We start from the raw sequence: 18,140 nt of genomic DNA on the forward strand, positions 1-18,140 counted from the left end.
TGAAGGGCGACAGATCTCAAAGCCAAAAATGGCCCAAGATCAAAAGCGTCGCGGGATGGAGCAGCCCGGTAGCTCGTCAGGCTCATAACCTGAAGGTCGTAGGTTCAAATCCTACTCCCGCAACCAATACTTTCCTCAACAAAATAGATATTTGAGCCGTTTTGTGCCTCATCAGGCGTGAGCGCTTAAGTAAAGCTGTGCTACAACCGTGCTACGCTACACGACAAACGAAAGCACACTGGTCATACAACCCCGCACTGCACCACAAGCCGCCCAAGGGCGGCTTTTTGCGTTTGCTCCGTCACCAAGTGGAAGCACTCTGGAAGCAACAGGAGCGGGAAATGGCGTGCGAAAGTGACACCTCATTTTGTTTCGCGACCTTGGCGCCGGTAGTTAGGATTCCAGAATGGAAGCGTCTTCTACATCGCTAACGGCAGGCATCTGCAGCTCTTGCTGAGAGCCTCTTCGCATGCCATTTTAAACAGCGCTCCATTGGAGTGAGCAGCGTTTCCGAGTGCATACTCTTTAATGCATCGTCGATTTTCGGTCATAGGATCACCAGCAAAACATTCATCGAGTAGCTCTCGAAGATTTTGTGCATCAGCCGACGCCAGATAGCCTGCTGAAACGCTTGGGTAAGCCTCAAGTTGTTTTTTTGTGTAGCCGCGTGGATTGGTCACGATAAAGGGTTTTTCTGTCGCCAAAAAATCGATCACCGTTGATGATATGTCGCTGATCAGCAGATCGGCTTCAGCATAGAGTGTCATTGGATCCTCCTCCGTGTGCGCCATGCGGTAGGCGACACCTTCGGGGAGATCCTGGGCAGTCTGCTCGATGCGGGTGGAGACCTCCGGCCATTTGGCATCTTTAAAGGTCAGCGGATGGGGTTTGAAAATGACATCAACCTTGAGGCTAGAGTGGAAGACCTGATGCAAAATGTTATGGGCTTGGGAGAGAGAGCAAAAATTACTGTCCTCAAACATACCTTCCCAAGTGGTCATATAGAGGATGGTCTTGCGCGTTGGGTCTTTCGGGCGGGTCTGTTTCGACAGAGTGATTTGGGGGCGTCCGACGATGCGGAACTTTTCTCGGGGGATGTGAACGCCATGCCGGGCATATCGATCAATCGCCATTTCGCCTGCCACGAACAGATGATCGTAGATCACGGACATTGGATTGTAGCTGGGAGGTTTATCGCTGTCGCCATGCAGCAGCTGTACGTGGGTGACCTTTGGGTTGGCAGCAATTACCGGGAGATTGGACATGCTGTTGTTTACGTAGAACAGGACCTCGATGTTGGATGGCAGAAAGGCGGTTTGGCTGGGAAAGTCTTCGACAACTAAGACTTCAAGGAGATCGGACTTCGGGAAGTGACGGAGGTGCTTTCGTTCCTTTAGAATTATGACGAAAGGCTCATTCAAAGACAGCAATGGTTTCAGCCACATGGTGACTTGATAGGGCATTGCCAGTCTTGGTTCCGAAAAATAGAGCGCCATGCGTGCGCGCCGAATTTTTGGATGTCGGAGGGCTTGCAAGTAGCGAGGCAGTTGGCAGCGTTTGGCCTCAGCGACTGCAAGTTGCATCACGCCTAAGCGGACCACTAAGCAGAGAGACGTCGCACCTAGTGTGAGCCACATGGCGTAGCCGCTGACCATACCGATGGCCGAAGCAACTAATCCGGAAAGGAATAGGCCATGGCCCGCCAATTTCAGCGATGACGAAGTTTGATGCACGATCTCTGGTAAAGAGCAGAGTGCGGATTTGGCTGTGACGCGAGCCAACCGTTTTAGCGACCAGACTTCAGCCCCTATGATCAGCGCAGCGATCAGAACATGCACTATGAGAACCATGGTCAGGCTGCCTGCTCAGGTTGGGGCTCACCGCGGGTGGGGACACAATGAAATGCGGGGTGGTTGGTCACAATCCGCGCTGCAATATCTCCAAGGGCGGAGGTGCGCCATTGTGCGGCTTGTGCCGCGTCGCGTGCGATAATCTTGGTATAAAGCGCTGTGTTTTTAGGCAGCTGCTCTGCTGTTTTCAGGGTAGAGAACTCCGTCACCAGGACATGCTCAAACCGTGTGTAACGTGTGAAATGGCTGTTTTTGGGGTGGCCATTGGCATAGAGGATCGTCCGGAGGTCAGGTTGCGCGCAATGATGCAGGGCTGAGAGTTTCTCAGCGTGCCAAAGATGCTGCAAATCCAGTTTGCGTAACTCTTCGTATGCGGTTTGCTCTCGGACAATCAAAACATAGGTGCGTCCAAGATCATCGAGTTTTTCGCAGAGTGATTTGGTTACTTTCAAATGGGTCCGGCCAGTCCCTGCGTGATAGACTGCCACCGATGCTGGTGCGGCTTGCAACTGGCGGGCCAGGAGGCCGGATACTTCCTTTGCAAACACTGCATGGTTGGCGCGATCAACCCGTTTGGTAAGTTCCGTCAGGAAGACCGCAGCAGCGCCTGCGAGACCTGGTAGAAGCGCCCATGTGTAAGGCACGTCGCGGCCAACGATGTGCATCACAAGCGTTGCTAAGGACAAGGCGGCCATGGCGCAGCGCAACAGGTAGAGGTACCGTTTGCTGAGGTCTGCGATATAGGGGGACGGTAGAGTGTCTGAGTGGCAAATCTGCGCTTGAAGATGCTTGGTGTGTCGGTCGCAAAGGCGCACGGCGAGGTAGCAAATGCAGATTGCCGCAATTGTTGCTGCTCCCGCCAAGACGAAGCTTGCTGAAAAGCCAAAGGTCACACCAAGAAAAGCCCAGCAAACCGCGAGAAGGGGTGGCAGCAGTATTTCCGGATAGGTGTTGAGTACCTTCGATTTATTGGTGATCAGCTTGCCGTGTTGAGAGACCGGAAGAAACATTGGAACGTGCACGAGTATCGCCAAAAAAATGGCGGGCAAGTTCTCCGGTGCGCGCGCTGACGCGGGCAGCCACATAACACCGCAAACTGCGATCAGTGCCAGCACAGCAGGCAAGAAGAGTTTGAACGTCATGGCAAGCCTTCTGCTCGAAGCGCAGCGGTCTGCGCCGGGGATCAAAAGATAATTTGACCAAAATTGGTGTGTATTTCTTTAAAGCCAGGACGATCGTTATGGTGCTGAGGGGGCCAGGCTACCTTTCATCACGCGCGAGTTCAGGATGAAGATAGGCTTCCGGGTAAGTCATCGGCTTATTCGGGCCAAGCGGGATGACGTTGTTCCAGGACCGGCCAAAATACCCTTGGCGGCAATGGATAAGTGAGCTGCTGTCTGCAACGCCGGGCAGGGTGTAAACCCGGCACAGCCAACGCCAGAGGTGCGGATAGTCTAGGATCTTTGCGCCGTTGAGTTTCATGCGGATGTAGTAGACGGGATCGTGGCGGTAGAGCGTTGGAAACAGGCGCAGGTCTGCTTCGGTGAAATGCTCTCCCATCAAGAAAGGCCGATTGTCTGCCGACAGGTGATGTTCGAGCGTTTGAAGGGCGGAGAAATAGGCGGTGTATGCCTCTTCATAGACGTCTTGGCGCGAAGAGAATCCTGCTTTGTAAGCGCCGTTGTTGATGGCTGTGTACGTCAGGGTGTTGAGTGTCTCGATCTCCGCGCGCAGCTTTGTGCTTTCGGGATACAGATCTGGCCTTTGCCCGGTGGGGATTTTGCTGCCAAGGGCCGAGGCATGGGCGCTGAGCATCCGGATGATCTCTGAACTTTCATTGGAGACAATGCGCTCGGTGCGTTTGTCATAGAGGATTGGCACGCTCTTCTCGCTTGCCCCTTCAGCGGCATAGATCTCGGCGGCGAGACGGAAGTTTTGCGTACTTCCTGTGTCTTCGGTGCATTCAGGAAGTGGCGCGCCTGTGATCGGGGAGATGCGATCAGGATTGAACTCCCACAGATTGGGGCCAGCCGGATCAGAGTCCCCGGTGCGGGTTGGGAAGGCGACACTCATCGAAAGTGTGCCCTGCAGGCCGAGGATGTTGCGGGCGAGGGTCACGCGGTGGCACCACGGACAATTGAGCGCAACATAGAGGTGGTAGCGGTCAGCTTCGGGTGGGAAGTCACCGTCAGGCTCAAGCCAATGACGAAATCCGCTGAGACCGCGCACAAATTCACCGGACGCACGCCGGGCCGTTGCGTTCTTCTGATCTTCTTCGGTTGTGATGCTCTTGCCCGTCATTGTGCCACCCTGTTTGCATATGAAGGCGCCGCTAAAGGCGGCGCCCATGGTTGTTACTTTGCCCTATCCACGCAGTTTGTGGTGCAAAATGATGGGCACGGCGAGGTCTTCCTCGTCACCAAGGTGACGCGCAAGAAAGGCCTCAATGGTTTCAGCATGCGCGTGCACAGCCCCTGCTTCCTCATACATGGCGTCCTCATCGAGCTGGCTGAGCTTGATGGTGCGGTTTGCGGATTTTGTGAAACCATCCAGAACCTGGTCGAGGTCGTGGTGGTCTTTCTCCAAAATCTCAAGTCCGGCATCAAAACGCGGGTCCGCTTCCGAGAGTTCGGGAAAGTAACGATGGTCTTCCCAGCCGTGGTGGCCATGCAAGTTGCGCACCAGAGCATTGCCATAATAAGCCAAGCGTCCGGCATACTCCTGCGTTTCACGCTGGCCATCGAGATAGAGCTCCGCATCAGCGCGGATAAGCTCGCCGAGCTGGCGAAACATCTGGTGTGCGCCAAGCCATCGTCGGGTGGCATCCTTAAAGTTGGGGTGGGCCTCCCAGGCTTCACGCGGATAGGCATTGAGCAGGCGCCGCATGTCATCAGGCATCGGCGTTGTTCGGATGTGGGACAATTCAATCATGGCGTCCTCCTTTCATGACAAAAGGTAAGCCGCCTTGGAGGGCTTTCATCTGCACACACGCGCACAGAGGGGCTGCGAATTTGAAGGGGTCTTTGTGGGCGCTTAAAGCGTGTTGGGGTCGTCGAAATCGACGCGCAGGGCGCGGATGCGCGCGCGTTGCCCTGCGATGATATGCGCCCGCATGGCCGCTTCGGCAGCGTCGCCATCGCGCGTGACAAGCGCGTCCAGAATCGCCTGATGTTCCGCAAGCGCATTTTCGTAGCGTTCTGCATCGGCCAACGTGGTGCGGCCCAAAATCAGCATGGTCTTTTGCAGGTTGAGCATGGAATTGGTGAGAAAACGGTTCTTCGCCGCGTTTAAAAGCGCCAAATGAAATTGGCGGTTGAGACGCGATGCCTCTGTGCCTGCACCACTTTGCGAAAGAGCGTCGCTGATCGCTCCAAGTTCCGCGATCTCCACGTCAGAGGCGGCACGGGCGGCCATGCGCGCGGCCGTGCATTCCAGCACTACCCGCATTTCATAGAGCTCCATGACTTCAGAGTAGTCCAAGCGCCGGACGGTTGCCCCAACTCGGGGCAGGTGCGTCACCAGCCCATCCGCCTCCAATTGGCGAATGGCCTCCCGCACCGGTGTGCGGCTGATGCTGAAGCGGGTGGCGAGATCAGTTTCTCGCAGGCGATCACCTGGCGACAGACGCCCCTCTCGAATTTCTTGCAACAAGGCGCTGTAGGCCGCGTTGCCTTGAAGCCCATCTTGAGAGGAGGAGTTATCCATTTCGGTCCGCCAGCGTTGCCTTGAAGTATTGTGTCCAAATGTATACAAAAGGATGCATATCGTCAATCACGATAGGAATCACCCGTGTCTCTTTTGCGTATTCGCGCGTTCACCTTTGCGGTGGCCGCATTTGGTACTGTTGCGTTCTGGGCCGTTGACCTGCCTCTGCCGTTTCTGTTTGGACCAATGGCGGCTTGTTTGGTGACAGCCCTTTCCGGGGCCAAGCTGGCTGGATTTGGCCAAGTCACGGCGGCGGCGCGCACAATCCTTGGCGTGGCTGTTGGCACGTCAGTGACACCCGAGGTGATGGCCGAGATCCCGAATATGGCCGCCAGCATCGCGCTGGTTCCGCTCTATATTGCTGTGATCGGGCTTGTCGGGGTGCCTTTCTTTCGAAAGGTCTGTGGATTTGACGCTGTCACGGCTTATTACGCGGCGATGCCCGGGGGCCTTCAGGATATGATCCTGTTTGGCAAAGAAGCAGGAGGAAACGCGCGCATTTTGTCCTTGATCCATGCGACGCGGGTTCTGGTGATCGTGACTGTGGCTCCGATCCTGTTGATCTCCATCTATGGGGTCGGTCTATCCAACCCAATTGGTCAGCCGGCTGCAGATCTGCCGCTCGGAGAGATGGCGCTGATGGTTGGCGCGGCAGTCGTTGGATGGAAAGGTGGAGAGCGCATCGGACTTTTTGGCGCGAGTATTCTGGGGCCATTGATTGTCTCTGCCGCGTTGACGCTTGGCGGCTTCATCCATTCCCGCCCACCGGCTGAAGCGATCCTTGTTGCGCAATTCTTCATCGGCGTGGTGATCGGCGTGCATTACGTGGGGGTGACCCTGCGCGAGCTGCGCTCCGTTGTGCTTTCCGGGCTGGCGTTTATGTGCGTTCTTGCGGTGCTCGCAGCGTGCTTTGCCGAACTGGTGACGCTGTTGGGATTGACCCCGTCCATGGAAGCCTTTTTGGCCTTTGCCCCCGGCGGACAGGCGGAAATGACCATCTTGGCCATCGTGACTGGCGCGGATCTGGGGTTTGTCATCGCGCACCACCTGACCCGAATAGTTGTAGTGATCCTCGGGGCGCCACTGGTGGCACGCCTGCTGCGCGCGCGGAGGTAGGTGGATGCGACTATTGTCTAGGTGATTTGGAGGATTTTACATTCTATTACACCGTGGCTCTCAGTATGGTCCGCCCGCGTAGCAAATGAGGTCGCCATGACGCAAGACACCCCAGCCACGGTTTTACTTGATCCGCATGGAGCCGAGTTCGCGGCTGATCCGTATTCGACTTATGCGGCTCTGCGCGCATTGGATGGACCTTATTATTATAAGGAAATCGACACCTGGATGTTGACGCGTATGGCAGACGTGGAGGCTGTGGCGCTCAACAAAACCATGTTGCGCAACAACGAAGCCTTTATCTCTGAGGACGCGCGTCTGGCTCAGCAACGGGCGATCAATTTCCACGACATGCCGCATCATGAGCGTTTTGTGCAGGTGAACCTGTTGGAAAGCGAAGGCGCAACCCATGATCGACTGCGCAAAGTAGTGTTTCGCGAGTTCACCCCTGCGATGATCGCGCGGCAACGCGAGGCGATCCAAAGTTTTGTCGACCGTTTGCTCGACAGCCTGAGCGATCAGGACGAGGTGGATTTTGTCGGCGATTTCGCCGCCCACGTCCCCGGCCATATCATTGGCCGCATCCTTGGTGTGCCTGACGAAGACTGCCCACAGCTGCGCCATTGGTCAGAGGAAGTGGTGCGCTTCTTTGATCCCGGTCGCGGCGATGAGGACAAGGCGCGGGCAGAACAGGCGACTAAGGAATTCTACGAATACCTTCTGGATCTATTGGCGGAGCGCGAAAGAGCGCCGCAGGATGATCTGCTCTCGCGCCTGATCGGTCACCGCGACGGGGGACGGCTCAGCCAAGACGAGCTGATCTCCACCGCCATGTTGATCCTGATGGCAGGGCATGGCTCCACCATTGATGTGCTGGGCAGCGGCATGCATGCGTTGCTGCGGTATCCGGAGCAGCATGACCGCTTGCGCGAAGATCCGTCGCTTATGAAGACAGCGGTGCAGGAGATGTTCCGCTATGAGTCTCCACTGCCGTTCTTTCATCGTTTCGCGACAGAAGAGACCGAAGTTGGTGGAAAGCTCTTTCCGGCTGGGACGCGGTTTGGCCTGCTTTATGGCGCAGCGAACCGTGATCCCGCGCGGTTTGAGAACCCTGATAAATTTGATGTCGGACGTACCCCGAACCGGCACATGGCCTTTGGTGGCGGGGGGCATTTCTGTCTCGGCAACCATTTGGCGCGACTGGATATGGACGTCATATTCTCCACATTGAACACCCGCTTTGCCGCGATCTCTTTGGCAGAGGAAACCCCTGAATACAAACGCGGTTTGTCAGTGCGTGGCCCCAAGGCGCTGCGTGTGGCTTGGCAGCGCGCCTGAGCGAGACGGAAAGAAATAGCAAATGATCAAAGTGACCTTTGTCGAAGCCAACGGAAACCGGATTGAGGCCACGGCCAAGGCTGGTGACACCTTGATGCAGGCTGCGGTTGGCGCAGGTGTTGCGGCCATTGCTGCAGAATGCGGGGGTGCCTGTGCGTGCGGCACCTGCCATTGTGTCCTGTCTGAGGACTGGTTTAGCCGCGTGCCCGCTCCGGCGTCTGATGAGGCGGATATGTTGGATTTTGTCATCGACCCGCAGCCCACCAGCCGGTTGAGCTGTCAGGTTGTTATTGGCGAAGACATGCAAGGGATCGAGGTTCAGGTTCCGGACTCTCAAATATAACACCCCATGACGACAGCTGCGGAAGACACAAAAATTTACTTTGCCACAGGGCAGGGCGGTGAATCCGTTTGGCCCTACCATGTGCCCGTCGGCGGGCGCACCTTGGCGCATCATGACACTGGTATGGTGCGTCGAAACTACAATGAGCATGTGCTGATCTATACGCTTTCTGGTACTGGGCATGTGGACATTGGCGAGACACGGCATGCCGCCGGAGCTGAGAGCCTTGCCTGGATTGATACAGCACGCGCCTATGCGCATGGAGCGGCAGCGCAGGCGCCCTGGCGCTATGTTTGGCTCTCTATCCGGGGGCATGGGGTGGATGCTCTCTTTGAAAGGTTGGGGTTTGCCCAAAATCCCGTGGCATCGGATCTGTCTCACCTTGCTGGGAGCTTTGAGCAGATCCTGCGTGAGCTTTCGGCAGAAGCTGAAGGGGAAAGTGCCACCATCAATGCCGCGGTGTCGCAAATTTTGGCGCAGCTGTTTGAGCGTCGCAGCAATGCGGCTGGAGTGGCCAAAGATGAGCCGATGGCCGCGCTAAGGGCGCATCTTCGCCGGGATTTGCAGCGGGCTTGGCGTATTCCTGATATGGCGCAGATCACCGGGTTGAGCCATTCGCAGCTGTTTCGCCGTTTTCGGGATGAAGCGGGGGTGAGCCCGATTGTTTGGCTCCGGCGGGAGCGCATGGCGGTGGCAGCGTATCTGCTGCGCAGCACAGATGAGCGCGTTGCGCAAATCGCTGCGCGCTGCGGCTATCCCGATCCTTTCCATTTCAGCCGTGATTTCAAGCTGGAGCAGGGCTGCGCGCCTCGCAACTACAGAGCACAGTTTCGCGCATAAAAAGAGCCGCGTGTTGCGGCTCTTGGGCTTAGGCGATTTCTGATAAGCAGGCTTCGAAGATCAGCCGCCTGTGTGGCTCATGTGGCGTGACATCTGACCATCCACCTGTTGGCGGGAATAGTCAAAATCGTGCCCCTTCGGCTTGAGTGCAATTGCGGCACGAATGGCATCTTCCAGCGCCGCATCGCTTTCACTGCCACGCAACGGAGCACGCAGATCCGCCATATCCTCTTGGCCCAGACACATGAAAAGCTGTCCGGTGCAGGTGAGACGCACGCGATTGCAGCTTTCGCAGAAATTGTGGGTCATGGGCGTGATGAAACCGATTTTTTGTCCGGTCTCTTCCAGTCGCACATAGCGGGCAGGGCCGCCGGTACGCTCAGGCAGATCTGTCAGCGTATAGCGCTCGGCCAGTCGCGCCCGCAGATCTTTGAGGGACCAATACTGATCAAGGCGATTTTCATTGCCAAGATCGCCCATGGGCATCACTTCGATCCAGGTCATGTCCATGTCGCGCGAGGCGCACCACTCTGCGAGCGTGAACAATTCATCCTCATTGAAGCCTTTGAGTGCCACCGCATTGATCTTGATGCGCAGGCCCGCATCTTGGGCGGCGTCCAGACCACGCAACACTTGTTGCAAGCGGCCCCAGCGGGTGATGTCGGCAAACTTGTCTTCGTCAATCGTGTCGAGAGAGACATTCACGCGACGCACACCACAGGCATAAAGCTCTTCGGCAAAGCGCTCGAGCTGTGAGCCGTTGGTTGTCAGCGTCAGTTCTTTGAGAGCACCGCTGTCCAGATGGCGTTTCATGCCTTTAAAAAAGGTCATGATGTCGCGACGCACCAGTGGCTCGCCACCTGTAATCCGCAGCTTTTCAACGCCCAGACGGATGAAGGTCGAACACATTCGATCAAGCTCTTCGAGCGTCAGAAGTTCTTTCTTCGGCAGAAAAGTCATGTTTTCCGCCATGCAATAGACGCAGCGAAAATCGCAACGGTCGGTCACGGACACACGCAGGTAGTTTACGGCGCGGTGGAACGGATCAATCAAAGGAGCTGTCATGGGGAGAACGTAGTCACGCGGCGCGGGCAGGGCAAGGGCGGCGAAAGTTGTAGAGATGTATTTTCTATGCGACTTTGGCGCGCGCCCAATCAGCCAAGGTGTTTGCTGGCTTCTTTTCTGGCAAAGGGCTTCATTTTTTCGCCATGATTTTCCAGAAATGCACGCACACGCGGTTCATCGTGCTTTGACAGGTCGCGCAGCCACCAAGCCACGGCTTTCTGGATGAACCACTCTTCATCAGAGACATACTCCGCAGCCCACCCCAAAATACGGTCCCGAGCCTCAAGTTCAGCTGGTTTTGGGTTGTTCTGTTTGGTCCACGGCAGCGTGATCACCAAAGCCGCGCGCCGGGTCCACATATGCTCTGACTTGGTCCAGCTTTCGACGGTGTCTAAGCGTGATGGATCGGCGATGAGGCGGCGTTGACCTGCCATGCAGGCATGATCGGCAATCGCCCAACTGTCGAAATCAGCGACCCAGCTGCATATGAGCGCCCAGGCCTGCTCATCAGGGCGCAGGCGTGCTTGGGTCAGCATTTTGGACGCCACGATACGCGCCTCAAAAATATCGGTTTCCCAAAGGGCCTGCGCCAACGCCACCCGGGTTTCCACCGAGAGCGTCTGTCGCCAGGTTTTGGCAAGATCATTGAGAGCCGGGTTTGAGATGCCCAACACTTCCCGTGTCTGCTTGTGGTAGGCCTTCATGCCGTCTGCACGCCCAGGCTCAACAAGGGCGTGCAGATGTTCAAGGGCGTCTTCGAGTGTCATTCCACAGTCACAGATTTGGCGAGGTTGCGTGGCTGATCGACGTCGGTGCCTTTTGCAACCGCGGTGTGGTAGGCGAGAAGTTGTGCGGGGATGGCGTAGAGAATGGGAGACAAGACAGGCGAAACCTGCGGCATCTGCAGGGTTTCCCAAGCTCCCTCGGCGCCTTCTTTCATGCCGGTGGAGTCTGAGATCAGCATCACCTTTCCAGCACGTGCCATGACTTCCTGCATGTTGGAGATCGACTTATCAAACAGCTCGTCATGTGGGGCAAGCACCACCACAGGGACCTGTTTGTCGATCAATGCGATCGGGCCATGTTTCAGCTCGCCGGAGGCATAGGCTTCCGCGTGGATGTAGCTGATTTCCTTGAGTTTGAGTGCGCCTTCAAGTGCGAGCGGGAACATCCTGCCTCGACCCAGGAACAGAATGTCACGTGCTTCCGCCAGTTTGCGCGCCACTGCAGCGACCTGTGCCTCACCGCCAAGCGCCTGATTGATCAAGCCCGGAACACCGCGCAGATCGGTCAAGTTCTCTGCCAGTTCAGCATCGTTCAGTTTGCCGCGATCATGGGCTGCCTTCAGCGCAAGCATCAGAAGCACGGTCAATTGGCAGGTAAAGGCCTTGGTGGAGGCCACGCCAATCTCGGCACCCGCCAGAATGGGGAGTACAAGATCGCTTTCCCGCGCAATCGAGCTCTCTGGGACATTCACGACCGACACAATCTGCTCCGTTTTGCCGGCACAATAGCGCAGCGCAGCCAATGTGTCTGCGGTCTCGCCTGACTGGGACACAAACAAAGCAACGGTGCCTTCAGTGACGGGTGGTTCGCGATAGCGGAATTCGGAGGCCACATCGACCTCGACTGGTATGCCTGCGACCTGCTCAAACCAGTACTTTGCAGTCAGGCAGGCGTAATAGGCCGTGCCACAGGCCACCATGGTCAAACGGTCAATTTTGGTGAAGTCCAGGCCAGCGTCTGGGAGAGAAACGGCCTTGCCGTCTTTGGACAAATAGTGATCGATGGCTTGGCCAAGTACGGTTGGCTGCTCTGCAATCTCTTTCGCCATGAAGTGTTTGTGCAGACCTTTGTCGACCTGAGCCTGGTCAACATTGATGGTTTTGCGCTCACGCTCAACGATTTCGCCAGCCTCATCGCGGATCACCAACGATGTTCGGGTCAGGACCGCGCTATCGCCTTCCTCAAGGTACGTGATCTGATCGGTCAGCGGCGCAAGGGCAATTGCGTCGGAACCGACGTACATCTCACCTTTGCCGTACCCAATCGCCAAAGGGGATCCTTTGCGCGCTGCAACGATCAGATCGTCTTGACCTTCAAACAGAAAGGCGAGGGCAAAAGCACCATCCAGACGTGACAGTGTTTTTAAAGCCGCATCAACGGGCTGCATACCGGAGCTGATGTAGCTTTGCGTCAAAAGCGCAACGGTTTCTGTGTCGGTCTCGGTGACGAACGAAAACCCGTCTTGAGCCAACTCTTCACGCAATTCACGGAAGTTTTCGATGATGCCATTGTGGACAACGGCCACGGGACCCGCGCGATGCGGGTGGGCGTTGGTGACGGAAGGCGCACCGTGGGTCGCCCAACGGGTGTGGCCGATCCCGGCTTTGCCTCTGAGGGGTTCGTGGACCAGCAAATCAGAGAGATTTACCAGCTTTCCCACGGCACGGCGGCGTTCCAGTGTGCCGTCATTCACGGTGGCAATGCCCGCGCTGTCATAGCCGCGATATTCGAGCCGTTTCAGCGCTTCAACAAGGATGGGCGCTGCCTCGTGGTTTCCGAGGACACCAACAATTCCACACATTATTTGGTCTCCGAAATTTGTTCTTGTTTCTTTTTCTTTAATAAATCGAACAATTTTCGCGCTACGCCAGGTTTGTTGATCTGGTCGGCGCGCGACAGGGCCAAATCTGTGGCGGGAACGTTCTTTGTGATCACCGATCCCGATCCCGTCATCGCCTCATCACCAACAGTGACCGGCGCAACCAGCATCGTGTTGGAGCCGATGAACACCCGGTTCCCGATGGTGGTGCGGTGCTTCATCACCCCGTCGTAGTTGCAAGTGATCGTACCGGCGCCGATATTGGTGCCGCTCCCCAGCGTGGCGTCGCCGATGTAGGACAGATGGTTGACCTTGGTGCCTTCGCCAACTTCGGCGTTTTTGATTTCCACAAAGTTACCAATGTGCACGTTTTCAGACAGCTCAGCTCCGGGGCGCAGGCGCGCGTAGGGGCCAACGGTTGCACCGCGGGAAACATGGCAGCCCTCAAGGTGAGAAAACGCTCGGATGCGCGTGCCGCTTTCCACCGTCACATGGGGCCCAAAATAGACGTTGGGCTCAATCACGGTGTCCCTGCCAATCACAGTGTCAAAGGACAGCATGACGGTCTCTGGCTGTTGCAATGTGACACCAAGGTCCAGCAGCTCGGCGCGGGCATTTTTTTGGAAAATGCCTTCGGCTTCGGCAAGGTGCGCGCGGGAGTTGATGCCTAGTGTCTCGGCCTCGTCACAGGACACAGCCGTAACGTTCAGCCCTTTTTCGCGCGCCAGCCCCACGATGTCAGTGAGGTAGTATTCACCCTGCGCGTTGTTTGACGAAATAGCGCTGATCAAATCAAAGAGCGTCTTGCTCTCAACCAGCATCACGCCTGAATTGCAGAAAGTGACGGCCCGCTCATCTGCTGAAGCATCTGCAAACTCGACGATCCGCTTTAGCTGATCGCCATTCATAATCAGGCGGCCGTATTTTCCGGGATCTGCAGCGTCAAAGCCAAGCACCACGACCGCGTTCCGCTCTTTTGCTGCGACCATGTTCTCAAGGGTTTCAGCGCGTACAAATGGGGTGTCTCCAAAGAGGACGATCACATCACCATCAAAATTAGCGAGCGCCTCTCGGCACATGTCCACTGCGTGGGCTGTACCTTTTTGCTCTTCTTGCAAAACCACTTCGGCGTCAGGATCAAAATCAGAAACTTCTTTGGCGACAAGCTCGGCACCATGGCCTGCCACAACCAGCGTTTTTTCCGGAGACAAAGCTTGGCCGGCCTGCATCGCATGGATCAGCATCGGGGCGTTCGCAATCGGGTGCAGCACCTTGGGCAGGTCCGAATTCATCCGTGTGCCTTTGCCCGCGGCAAGGATGATGAGGGCTATGCTCATTTGTTTTCTCTTTGTATTTCGGTTGTGCCCGTTTTATCGGAGTGCAGGAAGGGTGCAAGGCCGACAAGCTTCAATTCAGGTTGCGCCTTGTAACAGCCGTGGGCGGGAACTCGCGCATTTTAAGGGATAAGCGGATGAAAACAGTGGTTTTTGATCTGGATGGAACTCTGGCGGACACAAGTGGGGATCTGATTGCAGCGGCCAACCATTGTTTTCGGGACATGGGGTATGGTGACGTTTTGAGCGCTGAACGGGATGCAGGCGTTGCTTTGCGCGGCGGGCGGCGGATGCTCACAGAAGGTCTCACACGTATGGGCGCGATGAATGAGGCGACGATCGAGCGCTATTATCCAGTTCTGCTTGAGGCTTACGGCGGCGCTATTGACGAGCACACTGTGCTCTATGATGGTGCGATGGAGGCTGTGGAGCAGTTGAAAGCGCTTGGCTATGGCGTGGGCATTTGCACCAACAAGCCTGAAGCGCTGGCCCAACAGCTCTTGATCGCGCTGGGCGTGCGCGAGGCCTTTGGGGCCTTGGTCGGAGCGGATACATTGCCTGTGCGCAAACCTGACCCCGCACCTTTAATCGAAACCGCGCGTCGCTTGGGAGGCGATCCGGCAAAAACGCTCCTGGTTGGCGACAGCGATACAGACCGCAATACAGCCAAGGCAGCGGGTGTTCCGAGCGTATTGGTGACCTTCGGGCCCAGTGGAGAGGATATGGCCGCGCTCGACCCCGAGGCATTGCTGCATGACTACGCTTCATTGCCGCAGGTGGTGGATACTCTGCTGGTAGATCCCGTCAGTTGATTGCGGCGGCATCCGATCTCTCGTAATGCTTATGCAGCGCTAATTCATTGAGGCCCCAATGAGCGAAGTTTTTACCGGCAATTTCACCCAGCAGGAACCCATCTCTGAGGAGGCGATTGCCGCCGCCGTAGAAGTCATGCGGACGGGGCGTCTGCATCGCTACAACCTGACCGAAGGGGAGGTGGGCGAAGTCTCATTGCTGGAGCGAGAATTTGCACAGAGTGTGGGCGCGAAATACTGTCTCGCGGTGGCCTCGGGCGGCTATGCGATGGGCTGCGCTTTGCGGGCAATGGGCGTCGGTGCAGGGGACCAAGTGCTGACGAATGCTTTCACGCTGGCTCCGGTTCCCGGTGCGATCGCAAGTGTGGGCGCTGTGCCGGTGTTTGTGGGCGTGACCGAAGGCTTGGTGATTGATCTCGACGATCTGGAAGCCAAGGCGGATCAGGCGGACGTGCTGATGCTTTCGCATATGCGGGGGCATATCTGCGATATGGATGCGTTGATGGCGATTTGCGCCCAGCACGGCATTCGGGTGATTGAAGATTGCGCCCACACAATGGGCGGCGACTGGCGCGGCATCCCATCTGGCCGGTTTGGGGCGATGGCGTGTTATTCCACGCAGACCTACAAGCATATGAACTCGGGCGAGGGCGGCTTTCTGATCAGTGATGATGCGGAGCTCATGGCGCGGGCGACCATCTTGTCCGGCAGCTACATGCTCTATGGGCGCAATGGAGCCGTGCCTGAGGCCGAGGTTTTTGAAGGCGTGAAGTATGACACGCCAAATGTGTCCGGCCGTATGGATCACCTGCGCGCCGCTATCCTGCGCCCGCAACTGCGCAAGCTCTCTAACAGTGTCGCGGCCTGGAATGCGCGGCACGATGTGATCTTGAATGGGTTGTGCGATACGCCCGGGCTGACCGTTGTGGAGCGGCCTGCAGGCGAAGGCTACGTGGGCAGCTCGATCCAGTTTTTGCTGCTGGATTGGTCGGTTGAGAAGATCAACGAGGTGCTGAAGCGCTGTGGTACGCGCGGTGTGGAGTTGAAGTGGTTTGGCGGTGCCGAGCCTGTGGCTTTCACGTCCCGTTACGACAGTTGGCGCTATGCCCCGAGCGTGCCGATGCCGAAATCTGACCGGATCTTGAAGGGCATTGTGGATATGCGCATCCCGCTGACATTTTCGCTTGAGGATTGCGCATTGATTGCGCGGATCATCAAGGCAGAAGTCGGCGCAGTTTTTCAGTCGAGCTGATTGAGGTCGCTTGAGCGCGAGGATAGTTCCCGCGCTCTCAAAGTTCTTTAGCGCAGCAATAGCAGCAGCTTAAAGGATTTCCAGAACCGCTTCTGGAGGTCGTCCGATGGCTGCTTTGCCATCGTTTAGCACAATTGGGCGTTCAATCAGGATCGGGTTTTCCGCCATAGCCGCGCGCAAAGTGGCGTCGTCGTCAGACTTGCTCAGGCCAAGTTCTGCAAAGCGCTTTTCCTTGGTGCGCATCATGTCGATGGCTTTGAGGTCCAAGAGCTTCTGAACCTCGGCAAGCTCTTCCGCGCTGGGCGCGTCTTCGAGATAACGACGCACAGTGACGTCGCCTTTTTCTTCAACAAGAGCCAGAGTTTGGCGTGATTTAGAGCAGCGCGGGTTGTGCCAAATGGTGATCACAGCCAGTCCTTTCGTTTGCTTCCAACAGCATCAGCTACATTTGCAAAACCGTCGCGTTCCAGCAAGCTGTCCAACTCACGCACAATGGTCTCTGCGAGTGAAAAGCCGCCGTAGACAAGCGCTGTATAAAGTTGCACCGCAGAGGCACCTGCGCAGATCTTGGCATAAGCCTGTTCCGCAGAGCCAATACCGCCGACCCCGATGAGTGGCAGAGCGCCGTCCGTCAACGCGGACAAACGCGCCAAAACACGTGTCGACTTCTCAAAGAGCGGTGCACCTGAGAGACCGCCAGCTTCGCCCTTGTGAGCGCTTGCCAGGCCATCACGGTCGAGCGTTGTGTTGGTTGTGATGATCGCGTCCACGCCGGTTTCCTGAGCCACCTCCGCGATTTCGCCAAGCTCGGCATCCGTGAGATCCGGCGCGATTTTCAGGAATACCGGGATTTTGCGGCTCAGGGTGTCGCGGGTCTGCATGACGCCGCTCAGAAGGGCGGAAAGCGCGGCTTTGCCCTGCAAATCACGCAGCTTTTCGGTGTTGGGTGAGCTGACATTGACCGTAGCGAAGTCCAGATGTGCGCCACAATGTGCCAGCACGCGGGCAAAGTCTTCTGCGCGGTTTTCGCTGTCCTTGTTGGCTCCGAGGTTGAGGCCGATCACGGCGTCTTTCGGACGCTGTGCCAGGCGTGCGCCGATGGCCTCCATACCGTCGTTGTTAAAGCCAAAGCGGTTGATGGCGGCCCGATCCTCGGTCAGGCGAAACAAACGCGGCTTGGGATTGCCAGGCTGTGGCCGCGGCGTTGCTGCTCCCACTTCGACAAAACCAAACCCCGATTTGGCGAGGCCAGACAACGCGGTGGCGTTTTTGTCAAATCCGGCCGCAAGACCAACGGGATTGGGCAGATCAAGGCCCGCGAAAGTGGTGCGCAGGCGCGGTGAGGTGATTTGCCCAGGCGCATTGGCGAGGCCCATTTGAATGGCGCGGATCGCCAGACCATGGGAGGTTTCCGGATCAATGCTGCGCAAGGCTTTCATGCCCAGCGTTTCAAGAAGACGGCCACCGCTCATGTGATCAATCCTGCCGGAAACTGATGCGCGCCATCGACGAGTGGCAGGGGCTGTGCCCAGAGGACATCTGAAAGCGCGAAAGCCCGGTAGAGATGCGGGAAGAGGGCGCCGCCGCGAGAGACCTCCCACTTCAGATCCTCCCCAAGGGTGTCAGCCTCAACTGCAAGCAGAAACAGGTTTTCCTCTCCGGCGAAGTGTTTGGCGGCGGTTTCCGCAGCCTGTTCCGCTGTCGAGAAATGGACAAAGCCATCTGCAATATCCACGGGTGCGCCTGCCGTTTGGCCCTCGGCGCGCAGAGTGGCCCATTCCTCGGCCCGAAAAATCTTGAAAATAAGCATGGCTTGCTCATGCAACGGGCGGGGCGCAAGGTCAAGCTGTACAGCTTTTGTTAAACCTTTGACATGCGCG

Annotated in this window: 18 protein-coding genes and 1 tRNA gene; 7 read left to right on the plus strand and 12 right to left on the minus strand. The window is 56.8% G+C overall.

Going from position 1 to position 18,140, the window contains the following annotated elements:
* The first annotated feature begins 49 nt into the window (after positions 1–49).
* Positions 50–126 (plus strand) — tRNA-Met (locus J7399_RS20650).
* Positions 127–419: 293 nt separating this feature from the next.
* On the opposite strand, the gene J7399_RS20655 is transcribed toward J7399_RS20650, so the two are convergent.
* The 5 genes from J7399_RS20655 to J7399_RS20675 all read right to left on the minus strand — a co-directional run bounded on the left by J7399_RS20655 (position 420) and on the right by J7399_RS20675 (position 5,555).
* The gene (locus tag J7399_RS20655; RefSeq protein ID WP_209089951.1) at positions 420–1,850 is read right to left on the minus strand and encodes a CDP-glycerol glycerophosphotransferase family protein; all 1,431 of its coding nucleotides are present in this window, start codon (positions 1,848–1,850) and stop codon (positions 420–422) included.
* A gap of 2 nt (positions 1,851–1,852) precedes the next feature.
* Positions 1,853–2,992, minus strand: a complete 1,140-nt coding sequence (locus J7399_RS20660) for a hypothetical protein (RefSeq protein WP_209089954.1) — start codon at positions 2,990–2,992, stop codon at positions 1,853–1,855.
* Positions 2,993–3,110: 118 nt separating this feature from the next.
* Positions 3,111–4,151, minus strand: coding sequence for a glutathione S-transferase C-terminal domain-containing protein (locus J7399_RS20665; protein ID WP_209089968.1), 1,041 nt, complete (start codon positions 4,149–4,151; stop codon positions 3,111–3,113).
* Between the two features lie 63 nt (positions 4,152–4,214).
* On the minus strand, positions 4,215–4,781 hold the full coding sequence (locus J7399_RS20670) for a hemerythrin domain-containing protein (protein ID WP_247743008.1): 567 nt from the start codon (positions 4,779–4,781) through the stop codon (positions 4,215–4,217).
* Positions 4,782–4,883: 102 nt separating this feature from the next.
* On the minus strand, positions 4,884–5,555 hold the full coding sequence (locus tag J7399_RS20675) for a GntR family transcriptional regulator (RefSeq protein ID WP_209089971.1): 672 nt from the start codon (positions 5,553–5,555) through the stop codon (positions 4,884–4,886).
* Between the two features lie 84 nt (positions 5,556–5,639).
* Here J7399_RS20675 and J7399_RS20680 point away from each other — a divergent pair, with 84 nt between their 5' ends.
* The 4 genes from J7399_RS20680 to J7399_RS20695 all read left to right on the plus strand — a co-directional run bounded on the left by J7399_RS20680 (position 5,640) and on the right by J7399_RS20695 (position 9,192).
* Positions 5,640–6,671: an AbrB family transcriptional regulator gene (locus J7399_RS20680; RefSeq protein ID WP_209089973.1), complete on the plus strand. Its 1,032-nt coding sequence runs from the start codon at positions 5,640–5,642 to the stop codon at positions 6,669–6,671.
* Positions 6,672–6,767: 96 nt separating this feature from the next.
* A complete protein-coding gene (locus tag J7399_RS20685; protein ID WP_209089976.1) occupies positions 6,768–8,009 on the plus strand; it encodes a cytochrome P450 in 1,242 nt (413 codons plus the stop codon).
* A 22-nt stretch (positions 8,010–8,031) separates the two neighbouring features.
* On the plus strand, positions 8,032–8,352 hold the full coding sequence (locus J7399_RS20690) for a 2Fe-2S iron-sulfur cluster-binding protein (RefSeq protein ID WP_209081295.1): 321 nt from the start codon (positions 8,032–8,034) through the stop codon (positions 8,350–8,352).
* A 6-nt stretch (positions 8,353–8,358) separates the two neighbouring features.
* Positions 8,359–9,192, plus strand: a complete 834-nt coding sequence (locus J7399_RS20695; RefSeq protein WP_209081297.1) for an AraC family transcriptional regulator — start codon at positions 8,359–8,361, stop codon at positions 9,190–9,192.
* A 60-nt stretch (positions 9,193–9,252) separates the two neighbouring features.
* Here J7399_RS20695 and moaA read toward each other — a convergent pair whose 3' ends face one another.
* The 4 genes from moaA to glmU all read right to left on the minus strand — a co-directional run bounded on the left by moaA (position 9,253) and on the right by glmU (position 14,199).
* The gene (gene moaA, locus J7399_RS20700) at positions 9,253–10,257 is read right to left on the minus strand and encodes a GTP 3',8-cyclase MoaA (protein WP_209089979.1); all 1,005 of its coding nucleotides are present in this window, start codon (positions 10,255–10,257) and stop codon (positions 9,253–9,255) included.
* 89 nt (positions 10,258–10,346) lie between these two features.
* The gene (locus J7399_RS20705; RefSeq protein ID WP_209089981.1) at positions 10,347–11,024 is read right to left on the minus strand and encodes a DNA alkylation repair protein; all 678 of its coding nucleotides are present in this window, start codon (positions 11,022–11,024) and stop codon (positions 10,347–10,349) included.
* A complete protein-coding gene (glmS, locus tag J7399_RS20710; protein ID WP_209089984.1) occupies positions 11,021–12,844 on the minus strand; it encodes a glutamine--fructose-6-phosphate transaminase (isomerizing) in 1,824 nt (607 codons plus the stop codon). Before glmS ends, J7399_RS20705 begins: the two co-directional genes overlap by 4 nt.
* Positions 12,844–14,199 (minus strand): bifunctional UDP-N-acetylglucosamine diphosphorylase/glucosamine-1-phosphate N-acetyltransferase GlmU, encoded by a 1,356-nt coding sequence (glmU, locus tag J7399_RS20715; protein ID WP_209089987.1) that lies wholly within the window; start codon positions 14,197–14,199, stop codon positions 12,844–12,846. The genes glmS and glmU overlap by 1 nt, the downstream gene beginning before the upstream one ends.
* 134 nt (positions 14,200–14,333) lie before the next feature.
* Between glmU and J7399_RS20720 the strand changes: the two genes are divergently transcribed.
* Positions 14,334–15,008: an HAD-IA family hydrolase gene (locus J7399_RS20720; protein ID WP_209089989.1), complete on the plus strand. Its 675-nt coding sequence runs from the start codon at positions 14,334–14,336 to the stop codon at positions 15,006–15,008.
* A 58-nt stretch (positions 15,009–15,066) separates the two neighbouring features.
* Positions 15,067–16,260 carry a DegT/DnrJ/EryC1/StrS family aminotransferase gene (locus J7399_RS20725; RefSeq protein ID WP_209089991.1) on the plus strand — a complete coding sequence of 398 codons (1,194 nt, stop codon included), beginning with the start codon at positions 15,067–15,069 and terminating at the stop codon, positions 16,258–16,260.
* 69 nt (positions 16,261–16,329) lie between these two features.
* On the opposite strand, the gene arsC is transcribed toward J7399_RS20725, so the two are convergent.
* From arsC to J7399_RS20740, 3 genes are read right to left on the minus strand one after another with little or no spacing between them, the layout of a single operon-like run.
* The gene (arsC, locus tag J7399_RS20730; protein ID WP_209089995.1) at positions 16,330–16,668 is read right to left on the minus strand and encodes an arsenate reductase (glutaredoxin); all 339 of its coding nucleotides are present in this window, start codon (positions 16,666–16,668) and stop codon (positions 16,330–16,332) included.
* Complete coding sequence (locus J7399_RS20735) at positions 16,665–17,732, minus strand: quinone-dependent dihydroorotate dehydrogenase (RefSeq protein WP_209089998.1); 1,068 nt, start codon at positions 17,730–17,732, stop codon at positions 16,665–16,667. Before J7399_RS20735 ends, arsC begins: the two co-directional genes overlap by 4 nt.
* The gene (locus tag J7399_RS20740; protein WP_209066051.1) at positions 17,729–18,070 is read right to left on the minus strand and encodes a DUF952 domain-containing protein; all 342 of its coding nucleotides are present in this window, start codon (positions 18,068–18,070) and stop codon (positions 17,729–17,731) included. The genes J7399_RS20735 and J7399_RS20740 overlap by 4 nt, the downstream gene beginning before the upstream one ends.
* Positions 18,071–18,140: the final 70 nt, after the last annotated feature.

The sequence above is a fragment of the Shimia sp. R9_1 genome (assembly GCF_017743775.1).
Classification (GTDB): Bacteria; Pseudomonadota; Alphaproteobacteria; order Rhodobacterales; family Rhodobacteraceae; genus Shimia.